Here is a 1,760-nt window from a genome sequence, read left to right as displayed (position 1 = left end):
CAAGCCATTCGATTAGTTATAGTTTAATTGTTTCTTCTTCCATTTTATTATAGCAGATAAATGTGAGAGCTACACTTTGTTAGCCGTAGTTTTAACGAAGGAATATCAGCCGCCTACTCGATTAGGCGTTCGGGCTTTATACTGTCTCTAAATCTTTAATTTTTAATTGAACTTTTTTATTTCTCAATTTTCCTAAGGTTGCCTTAATATGATTTGTTACCTCTTTTTTCAAAAATGGAGGTATTAAGTCCTTAAATTCTATTTCAAATAATTTATGAATCACAACAATATCATCTCTTGATAATGGTCGAACTCCATTCATTAATTCTGACATATAATTTGGTCTGTGTCCAAGTATTTTTGCTAAGTCTTTTTGTGTTATCTCATTTTCTTTCAGTTTTTCTTTGATAAATTCTTTTCTTTTTTGAATAAATCCACTTTCGGTACTTACTATCTTTTCAGCAATATCACTTTCTTTGACCTGTTTTTCGGATATTTCAGATTCATTGCTCCAATGTTCTGACTCATACTTTTCAATCAATGATATTAAGTGTTTACGAATGGGTTCTAAAGAACTATCATCTTTTACCATCCACCTTAACTTTCCTTGAATTAAAGTAGCATTTTCAAATTCAAGTTCGCTATTCAATTCGTCAATTTTCAAAATATTATCAATTTCTAATTTGTCCATTTTAATTAATTTTTCCGTGATTACGTAACCATGTTTCAATCGTTTTCTTATTTCCTTTGAATGTTGAATCATATTCATCATGATTACCGACCCAAAGTATCTCAGCATATTGTTCATTAAACACAATCAAGGTCAAAGTTCTGTGAATATTAATGTCAAAAAAGAAGAAATCTTCACTATGAACTCTATCCGCATCTGGTCGTGATTCAATTAGTTCCAACTTTTCTTTCCATTCAGAACCCTCAATATCTTCAATGAACTTATCAATGGCCTTAGTAAGTTTCAAGTTTCCTTGATTCTTTCTTTTGAACTTCAATAATTTGTCTTTACGTAATAATTTCAATTTTCATTCTTTTGGGTGCAAAGTTAATAATAAAATTCCAATTAAAATGGAACTATGGTTTTTTTCTTGCCTGACGCCTAAAGTCAGTCTGTCTAATAACCCTAACCACCGATTAATTTTTTGTCAAAAAAAAGGATATTTCTGCTTTACTCAAAAATAATTTGCTTTTTTTAGTTTGCGTTTTTCAAATTGCTTCTTCCAATGATGTTGGAAAAATATATGACAGTCTTCTGTCTTTTCTTTGTAGAGATTTCATAGTATAAAAATAGAAATTATTCCTTTGGTGGCAAAGTATTTTTATCTACAAATTGTTGATTTTTTTAGACAGTCTGATGCTACGTGCAACTAATCAAGTAAAAATAAGCAAAACACCAACTAATCCTGAATGAAAAGCAACAGAGATATTTACTTCTGTGCCAACCATTAAAAACAGAACTATTTCAGCGATTACCCCTATTTTTGTAAGTTTTAAAGAAATCTCTCGTGAATATTTTTGTCTTCTATCAAGAATAATAAATCCTATTGCCATTATTGCAATTAAAGCAGCAAAAGGTATCCATTGCTCAACAAAGTTTTCAAGTTTAAGCAACAAAAGCGAAACGACTTATTTAAAATCCTATTCTATCACTAAATAATAAATTAAAATATTATAAATAAAATCAATGTAAATAAAAAAAACAAATAATATAACATTTCAGTACACGCAAATGCATAACCACCTGATTT

General features: G+C 29.1%; 3 protein-coding genes. All 3 read right to left on the bottom strand.

Going from position 1 to position 1,760, the window contains the following annotated elements:
* Window positions 1-136 precede the first annotated feature (136 nt).
* Window positions 137-691, bottom strand: a complete 555-nt coding sequence (locus U9R42_13390; GenBank protein MEA3497014.1) for a helix-turn-helix transcriptional regulator — start codon at window positions 689-691, stop codon at window positions 137-139.
* 1 nt (window position 692) lies between these two features.
* On the bottom strand, window positions 693-1,034 hold the full coding sequence (locus U9R42_13385) for a type II toxin-antitoxin system HigB family toxin (protein MEA3497013.1): 342 nt from the start codon (window positions 1,032-1,034) through the stop codon (window positions 693-695).
* 349 nt (window positions 1,035-1,383) lie between these two features.
* Complete coding sequence (locus U9R42_13380) at window positions 1,384-1,626, bottom strand: hypothetical protein (protein ID MEA3497012.1); 243 nt, start codon at window positions 1,624-1,626, stop codon at window positions 1,384-1,386.
* Window positions 1,627-1,760: the final 134 nt, after the last annotated feature.

This window comes from Bacteroidota bacterium (genome assembly GCA_034723125.1).
GTDB lineage: Bacteria > Bacteroidota > Bacteroidia > CAILMK01 > JAAYUY01 > JAYEOP01.
The sequence above is the reverse complement of the archived record's forward strand: the minus strand, read 5'-3'. Positions and strand labels throughout refer to the sequence as shown.

What these genes read in the sequence shown, in the direction of transcription:
- U9R42_13390 (MEA3497014.1), bottom strand. Translation starts at nt 691, where the DNA reads ATGGACAAATTAGAAATTGATAATATTTTGAAAATTGACGAATTGAAT.